Here is a 7753-nt window from a genome sequence, read left to right on the forward strand (position 1 = left end):
CCGAGGAGCCGCCTGGTGAAGGCGATCGCGCTGCGATCACCGAGGAGCCGCCTGGTGAAGGCGATCGCGCTGCGATCAGTTGTTGTCGTCGTCGCTATGGTAGCGGCCGCGACGCGAGCCGCGATCGTCACCGTCGCGATCCCGGCCGCCGCGTCGATCCTGCCAGCGATCGCGCATGTTCTCCCCCATCCGCTCCATGCGGGCGCGCCCCTCGGAGAATGCTTCGCGCACAGCCCGGCGCGCCACCGTCTTCTGTTCGTCGCTCAAGGTAGACCAGAGCGGACGAACGGCATCCGCGAGCTCCTTGCTGCGCGTGGCACGTGCGGCCTGACGGCTGGCCATCGCGTCCAGGCGCTCCATGATATCGGCGTGGCGGAAATTCTCGCGCTGCTCGCGCATGGCCGCAAAGCCCTGACGACGCTGCTCCATGCCCTTCTTCACCGTGTTCTCGACCGCATCGAACAACGGGACCTGCTCGGGCTTGAGCTTCATATCGGCGCGCAATTTGGCAAAGCGCTCGTTCATGCGTGTCTGCGCGCGTTCGAGCCGCTCCTTCATGCGGGCTTCCATCTGCTCGGTGCGGCGCTGGTCGCGCTGGTCGGTACGCTCCTGCTGCGTCATGTCACGCGAGGATCCGGAGCCGCCGGCAGGTGGAACCGGCTGCGGCTGCGCGACCGCGAACGTCGCAGCCAGGGCGGCTGCCGACGAAGCTGCGATAAGTGCGATGCGTTTCATYCTGGGTCTCCGTTTGTCGTATCGACAAGGTCAGGTCGCTGGCGGGTCTCGAAGCCGGTTCGCGATCATGGCAAGGCTGACCTCGCGCCCCTGACCCTGCGATGGCGCAAGCATGAAAAGATCGTAATGTAGCGATGACGCGCCAGCGAGCGCGAAGTTCCCCCACGCCCCCCGGTGTCATTCCCTCGTGATGCGCAACCTGATCACCGATGTTCGCGGCCTGCTCGTCGGGCAAGCCCAGGATATTGCCGCAGCGACCGGCGTCACCGTCGCCCTGTTTGACCGCCCCACCGTAGCCTCGGTGGCCATTCTCGGCGGCGCTCCCGGCACCCGCGATACCGCATTGCTGGAACCGGAAATGACTGTCGAGCATGTTGACGCCATCGTCCTCTCCGGCGGTTCCGCCTGGGGGCTGGCCGCAGCCGACGGGGTCATGGCGACGCTCGCCGCAAACGGTCGCGGCTTCCCCGTCGGCGGCATGCGCGTGCCGATCGTGCCGCAGGCGATCCTGTTCGATCTCCTGAATGGCGGCGACAAGGGCTGGGCCAAGGGCAATGGCGCAGAGGCCCCTTATCGGGCGCTGGCCCGGGCGGCAGCAGAGAATGTCGGCACTGAGTTTTTTCTCGGAAGCGCCGGCGCTGGCTACGGTGCGACCACCGCTACGCTCAAGGGGGGGCTCGGCTCGGCCAGCGCGCGCGCCGCCACCGGTCAGATCGTGGGCGCGCTCGTCGCCGTCAACGCCGTTGGCAGTGCCACGATCGGCGACGGGCCTTGCTTCTGGGCCGCCCCCTATGAGCAAGCGAGTGAGTTCGGCGGCCTCGGCTGGCCTTCCATGATCTCGCCCGATGATCTCGGACTGCGCTTCAAGGGCGGGGCCGGACAGAACACCACGATCGCACTCGTCGCGACCGACGCGGCACTGACCAAATCGCAGGCGAAGCGGCTGGCGCTTGCGGCGCATGATGGCTTGGCCCGGGCGCTCAGGCCGGTCCATGCGCCGCTCGACGGGGACGTCGTCTTTGCCGCGGCAACCGGTCATAGCGGCGCGCCGTCCGATGCCTTCGCCCTGGCAGAACTCTGCGCGACCGCCGCCGACGTCCTCGCTCGAGCCGTCGCGCGCGGCGTCCACGCTGCAACCGCCCTTCCCTTTGCCGGAGCCAAGCCCGCCTGGCGCGACAGGTTCGGGACCTGAGGCCCGGTCCGCTCCAGCGGCGTTTGCCACCTGGAAAGGCAAGATTCTGCATCATCCACGTGTCGTTGCACGGCCCTATCTTCGTTGACCGCGAGCAAGATCGCCGGCATCGCACGGGATGTGATCTCATCCGTGCAGACGGTCAGTGCCGCCGCCCAGCAAATGATGAGCGGCGCCACACAGGTCGCCGAACGCTCGAAGGCCGCCTCGGCCTCCTCGCTTCACACCTCTTCGAACGTGATCGCCCTGACACAGGCGACCAGCGAGGTTGCGGCCTCGATCAGGGAAATAGACAAGCAGGTTGCCGAGACCACGCGTATCGTCGGCTCAACCACGACAAACGCGCAGACGGTGCTGACGACGGTCAATGAGCTTTCGACGAAGGCCGACAATGTCGGCACCATCGTCGGCATGATCTCGACGATTGCGGCGCAGACAAACCTGCTGGCCCTCAATGCCGCGATCGAGGCCGCTCGCTTCGGTCATTCCAGCAGTGGCTTTGCGGTCGTGGCCCAGGAGGTCAAGGCGCTGGCCCACCAGACCTCGCTGGCAACAGACGATATCCAGCGCCAGATCGAAGCGATCCGCAACTCGAGCGGTGAAGCCGTCCGCGCCATCGACACGATGAACACGACCATCGGCTCGCTCAATGAGATTTCGGCGGCAGTCGCGACCGTCGTCGAACAGCAGAACGCAGCCACCTCGGGGATTGCCCGCAACATCGAGGCTGCAGCACACGAGCCCATCGCGGCCTCCGGCAATATCGAATTCGTCAGCAAGGTGGCCGCGGAAACCGGTCAGGCAGCGGCCTTCATAGCCGAATCCGCCGACAGGCTGGCCGCCCAATCCGCGCATCTCGGTACCGAGGTCGCGCAGTTCCTGGGCCGGATCCGGGCGACCTGATTCTGACGCATGCGCAGCCGCAGGACCCGGGCTCGTGCTCCTCAGGCTTCGCCTGCGTCGAACGCCGCGTGGTAGCGGACTTCACCCGCCGGTAGCGGGCCGCCAAAGCCAAGCACCAGGAAATACTCCTGCGGCACATCGGCAAGCCAGAGTCGGGGGTCCGCAGCGAAACCGAAGCGACCATAATAACCCGGCGCCCCCAGCAGGACGCAGCCCTTCGCACCGGCCGTCTTCAGCCTGTCGAGCCCCGCGCGCGCCAGAGCCTCCCCTATGCCTCTCCCCTGCATGTCCGGCCGAACAGCCAGAGGCCCGAGACCAAACCAGCCAAGCTCCTGCCCGCCGATCATGACCGGGGAGAAGGCGACATGGCCGAGCAGGGCGTCGCCATCGGAGGCGACAAGGGACAAGGCCAGCATACCGCCACGGCGCAAGCCATCGACGATCGCGGCCTCCGTCTGGTTGCTGTGGGAAACGTCCTTGAAGGCGTCGGTAATGAGCGCCTGGATTGTGGGAATGTCAGCGGGCTGCTCATCGCGGATGATCATGTTGCGTCCTCGGTTCTCGCGAGAGCGGGAGGGCCCATGACGGGCCCTCCCCTTGGTCTCACCGGTTGTCGGCCTGAGACCTCACTGCGAGCCGGCCCTGTCGCGAGATGCGATAGGGCCGCCCCTGCCTCGATTCGATCATCCGCTTGCGCCTGAGGCTCCCGAAAAGCTCGAGCGTGCAGTTGGTCAACACGTAGCCCTCATGGGTGAAGCAGTCGACATGGTGGATGCGGCCATCATCGCCGCGATGGTGACGGATATGCCCGCCCTGGGCCAGCACGTGCAGCACGCGCTGCTCGCCCCTGGAGATATTCATGTTTGTAGAGCCTGTGCATGAAACCATGACAAGCGCCTGAGCCCGATGCAGGCATCGAATGCTGCATTTCAGACCCGGCGCTGCATCACGTTCCGCCGAAGCGAAACGTCACCGGGTTCCCGCACTCTCAAACATGACATTCTCCAACACGTTCATTTCCGCGCGCATAGGCGCGGGAGGACGGGCGTTTAGAGCACGCTCCTCCTAACGTCAACCGGCGCCAGGACCGTTTCCCGCCTGCGCCGAATGCGCTATGGGACCCGCATGTCGACAGATGCATTTCTCCAGCGGTTCGGTGCGCCCGGCTCGCCTCAGCCCGATCCCGTTGCCGCGGCGCAAAGCGCGATGCGCAACGCCCTGCCCAAGCGCTTCTACGAAACCGCTGGTGTGCTCGAACGCGACGGGCTCTTCCATGTCGGGCTCGATGGCCGGACGGCCCGGACCCCGGCCCGGAATCCCTTGGCCATCACCTCGCGCCCGGTCGCCGAGGCACTCGCCGCGGAATGGCAGGCGCAGGGCGAGCGGATCGACCCCGCCGTCATGCCGCTGACACGACTGGTCAATTCCGCGCTCGATGGCGTGTCCGACCAGCATGAAGCCGTGCGCGCCGAGATCGTACGCTATGCCGGCAGCGACGCGCTCTGCTATCGCGCCAGCGAACCGGACAATCTGGTCGAGCGCCAGCGTGATGTCTGGGACCCGATCATCGCCGGCACCGAGGCCGCCCTCGACGCACGCTTCACCCTCACTGAGGGCGTGATGTTTGCCGCGCAACCGGCCGGCTTGCTCGACGCCGTCGCCCGGCGTGTTGCCGCTCTCTCCGCGCCTCTGGCGCTCGCCGGAGCGCATAATGTGATGACACTTTCAGGCTCGGCCATTCTCATGCTGGCCCTCGCCGACGGACGGCTGGACGAAGAGCAGGCATGGACTGCCGCCCATCTCGACGAGGACTATCAGATCGAGATCTGGGGACAGGATGAGGACGCCGCCGCCAGGCGAACGATCCGCCGCCAGGAATTCGCGGCGGCCGTGCTTCTGCTCCAACACGGATAGCGCAAGCCCGAACGAACGGCTGATGGACAGCATGGCCTTCGCCCCTTAAGCCGGAACGCAGGCGTTCTGACCGGCGACGGGGCATTTCCATGAAGGACATTCTCGAGCAGCTTGAATCCCGCCGCGAGGGCGCGCGCAAGGGTGGCGGCGACAGGCGCATCGAGGCGCAGCACAAGCGCGGCAAGCTGACCGCTCGCGAGCGTATCGAACTCCTGCTCGATCACGGCTCCTTCGAAGAATTCGACATGTTCGTGCAGCACCGCTGCGTCGATTTCGGCATGGAGAAGGGTGAGAAGATCCCGGGTGACGGCGTCGTCACTGGCTGGGGCACCGTCAATGGGCGCACCGTCTTCGTCTTCTCCAAGGACTTCACCGTCTTCGGCGGCTCGCTCTCCGAAACACATGCCCAGAAGATCACCAAGATCCAGGACATGGCGCTGAAGATGCGGGCCCCGATCGTCGGCCTGTTCGACGCGGGCGGCGCCCGCATCCAGGAAGGCGTCGCGGCGCTCGGCGGCTATGGCGAGGTCTTCAAGCGCAATGTCACGGCCTCGGGCGTCATTCCCCAGATCTCGGTGATCATGGGCCCCTGCGCTGGCGGCGACGTCTATTCCCCGGCGATGACCGACTTCATCTTCATGGTCCGCGACACCAGCTACATGTTCGTCACCGGCCCGGAGGTGGTGAAGACCGTCACCAACGAGACCGTCACGTCCGAGGAGCTGGGCGGGGCCAAGGTCCACACCTCGAAATCCTCGGTGGCCGACGGCTCCTTCGAGAACGATGTCGAGGCACTGCTGCAGGTGCGCCGGCTGATCGACTTCCTGCCGGCCAACAACACGGTCGGCGTCCCGGAATGGCCGAGTTTCGACGTGCCGGACCGTGTCGACATGAGCCTCGACACGCTCGTACCCGACAATCCGAACAAACCCTATGACATCAAGGAACTGATCCTGAAGACGCTCGATGAGGGCGACTTCTTCGAAATCCAGGCGGCCTATGCCGGCAATATCGTCACCGGATTCGGCCGCATCGAGGGCCGCACCGTCGGCGTCGTCGCCAACCAGCCCATGGTGCTCGCCGGCGTGCTCGATTCCGATGCCAGCCGCAAGGCGGCCCGCTTCGTGCGCTATTGCGACGCCTTCGAGATCCCGATCGTCACCTTCGTCGACGTGCCGGGCTTCCTGCCGGGCACGGCGCAGGAATATGGCGGGCTGATCAAGCACGGCGCCAAGCTGCTCTTCGCCTATAGCGAATGCACGGTACCGCTGGTCACGGTCATCACCCGCAAGGCATTCGGCGGCGCCTATGACGTGATGGCCTCAAAACATATCGGCGCCGACGTCAACTATGCCTGGCCGACGGCGCAGATCGCGGTGATGGGCGCCAAGGGCGCGGTGGAGATCATCTTCCGCGGCGGCGATGCCGAGACCATCGCACGCCAGACCAAGGAATATGAGGACCGCTTCATGTCGCCCTTCGTCGCCGCCGAGCGCGGTTATGTCGACGAGGTGATCATGCCGCACTCGACCCGTCGCCGGATCGCCCGGGCCCTGGCCATGCTCAGAACCAAAAACGTCGAGCGGCCCTGGCGCAAGCACGACAATATTCCGCTGTGAGCTGACGCGAGCTACTGCCAGCGCCTGAATACCGCGCTCGCATTCACCCCGCCAAAGCCGAAACCGTTCGAGATGGCATGCTCCATCTGGAGCGGGCGGGCCTCCTTAGCCACGAGATCGAGCCCCGCAGCATCCTCGTCCGGATTGTCGAGATTGAGCGTCGGCGGCGCGATCTGGTCGCGCAGCGCCAGGATGGTGAAGATCGCTTCCAGGCCGCCGGCCGYGCCGAGCAGGTGCCCCGTCGCCGATTTGGTGGCGCTGATCGCGATGCTGCGCTCCGAACCGAAAAGCGCTCTGATTGCCGCCAATTCGCCTCGGTCGCCGACCGGCGTCGAGGTCGAGTGCGCATTGAGATGACGGATATCGTGCGGCTGCAGGCCGGCCTGTTTCAGGGCGATCTCCATGGCGCGCCGCGCGCCCGAACCATCTTCCGGGCCTGAGGTGATGTGATAGGCATCGGCACTGGTGCCATAGCCAGTGATCTCGGCCAGCGGCGCAGCCCCTCGCGCCTGCGCATGCTCCAGGGCCTCGATCACCAGCATGCCGGCGCCCTCGCCCATGACGAAACCGTCGCGGTCCCGGTCGAAGGGGCGTGAGGCACGCTCGGGCTCGTCATTGAAGCCGGTCGAGAGCGCACGCGCCGCGGCAAAGCCCCCAAGCGCGACAAGATCGATGCAGGCCTCGGCGCCGCCGCAGAGCGCGATATCGGCCTCTCCCACCCGGATCAGCCGCGCCGCATCGCCGATCGCCTGCACGCCAGCGGCGCAGGCCGTGACCGGCGCACCGATCGGCCCCTTGAAGCCGTGGTCGATCGAGACATGACCAGCCGCAAGATTGACCAGGAAGGACGGGATCGTGAAGGGCGAAAGCCGTCGCACACCGCGCGTATCGGTGATGCGCACCGCTTCGGCGATCGCGGGGAAGCCGCCAATGCCGGAGGCGATGACCGTCGCGGTGCGCTCCCGCTGCACGTCATCGGTCGGCGCCCAGCCGGCCTGCTCCAGCGCCTCCTTCGCCGCCACCAGCGCGAACTGAATGAAGCGATCCATCTTGCGCTGGTCCTTGGGAGCAATAGCGCTGTCGGGATCGAAGCCCCCCTCAGCGTCCTCCGCCTTCGTCGGCACGGCACCGGCAACCTTGGCCGGCAGGGTCTCGACAATGCTGTCGGGCAGGCGCCGCAGCCCGGAACGGCCGGCGAGCAGCCGCGACCACGTCAGTTCGGTTCCACAGCCCAGGGGCGAGACAACGCCCATACCGGTTACAACGACGCGGCGCATCGGCAGATCCTATTCGATGTGAGAGGGACAGAGCGGTCGCAAACCTCTCTGCGCGGCAATGTGCCGGCGCATCTGTTCGCTGGCTCGCGGACCGGGAATGAGAGCGACATTAT

Annotated in this window: 8 protein-coding genes; 4 read left to right on the forward strand and 4 right to left on the reverse strand. The window is 66.2% G+C overall.

The annotated features are described in order from the left end of the window. Positions 1-75: 75 nt before the first annotated feature. Positions 76-735 carry a Spy/CpxP family protein refolding chaperone gene (locus AC1D34_RS30650; RefSeq protein WP_476775893.1) on the reverse strand — a complete coding sequence of 220 codons (660 nt, stop codon included), beginning with the start codon at positions 733-735 and terminating at the stop codon, positions 76-78. 190 nt (positions 736-925) lie between these two features. Here AC1D34_RS30650 and AC1D34_RS30655 point away from each other — a divergent pair, with 190 nt between their 5' ends. Together AC1D34_RS30655 and AC1D34_RS30660 are read left to right on the forward strand one after the other, a co-directional pair. Then, positions 926-1927 carry a P1 family peptidase gene (locus tag AC1D34_RS30655; RefSeq protein WP_441491472.1) on the forward strand — a complete coding sequence of 334 codons (1002 nt, stop codon included), beginning with the start codon at positions 926-928 and terminating at the stop codon, positions 1925-1927. Between the two features lie 84 nt (positions 1928-2011). Next, the gene (locus tag AC1D34_RS30660) at positions 2012-2830 is read left to right on the forward strand and encodes a methyl-accepting chemotaxis protein (RefSeq protein WP_476826250.1); all 819 of its coding nucleotides are present in this window, start codon (positions 2012-2014) and stop codon (positions 2828-2830) included. A gap of 41 nt (positions 2831-2871) precedes the next feature. On the opposite strand, the gene AC1D34_RS30665 is transcribed toward AC1D34_RS30660, so the two are convergent. Both AC1D34_RS30665 and AC1D34_RS30670 read right to left on the reverse strand, forming a co-directional pair. After that, complete coding sequence (locus AC1D34_RS30665) at positions 2872-3375, reverse strand: GNAT family N-acetyltransferase (protein ID WP_476775890.1); 504 nt, start codon at positions 3373-3375, stop codon at positions 2872-2874. A gap of 58 nt (positions 3376-3433) precedes the next feature. Continuing rightward, positions 3434-3691 (reverse strand): YjhX family toxin, encoded by a 258-nt coding sequence (locus AC1D34_RS30670; protein ID WP_441491474.1) that lies wholly within the window; start codon positions 3689-3691, stop codon positions 3434-3436. A 264-nt stretch (positions 3692-3955) separates the two neighbouring features. On the opposite strand from AC1D34_RS30670, the gene AC1D34_RS30675 reads away from it, so the two are divergent. Together AC1D34_RS30675 and AC1D34_RS30680 are read left to right on the forward strand one after the other, a co-directional pair. Beyond that, positions 3956-4744: an ATP12 family chaperone protein gene (locus AC1D34_RS30675; RefSeq protein ID WP_476826251.1), complete on the forward strand. Its 789-nt coding sequence runs from the start codon at positions 3956-3958 to the stop codon at positions 4742-4744. Positions 4745-4833: 89 nt separating this feature from the next. Further along, entirely contained in the window at positions 4834-6363 is a 1530-nt protein-coding gene (locus AC1D34_RS30680; RefSeq protein ID WP_441491476.1) for an acyl-CoA carboxylase subunit beta, read from the forward strand. 11 nt (positions 6364-6374) lie between these two features. Here the strand turns inward: AC1D34_RS30680 and fabF are convergent, their stop codons facing one another. Further along, positions 6375-7640, reverse strand: a complete 1266-nt coding sequence (gene fabF / locus AC1D34_RS30685) for a beta-ketoacyl-ACP synthase II (RefSeq protein ID WP_476826252.1) — start codon at positions 7638-7640, stop codon at positions 6375-6377. Between the last annotated feature and the right edge of the window lie 113 nt (positions 7641-7753).

It is taken from the genome of Allobosea sp. P1_A7 (assembly GCF_056406775.1).

Coding starts and splice junctions, on each gene's coding strand:
- AC1D34_RS30680 (WP_441491476.1), top strand. CDS start 4,834: ATGAAGGACATTCTCGAGCAGCTTGAATCCCGCCGCGAGGGCGCGCGC.
- AC1D34_RS30655 (WP_441491472.1), top strand. CDS start 926: ATGCGCAACCTGATCACCGATGTTCGCGGCCTGCTCGTCGGGCAAGCC.
- AC1D34_RS30650 (WP_476775893.1), bottom strand. CDS start 735: ATGAAACGCATCGCACTTATCGCAGCTTCGTCGGCAGCCGCCCTGGCT.
- AC1D34_RS30675 (WP_476826251.1), top strand. CDS start 3,956: ATGTCGACAGATGCATTTCTCCAGCGGTTCGGTGCGCCCGGCTCGCCT.
- AC1D34_RS30670 (WP_441491474.1), bottom strand. CDS start 3,691: ATGAATATCTCCAGGGGCGAGCAGCGCGTGCTGCACGTGCTGGCCCAG.
- AC1D34_RS30665 (WP_476775890.1), bottom strand. CDS start 3,375: ATGATCATCCGCGATGAGCAGCCCGCTGACATTCCCACAATCCAGGCG.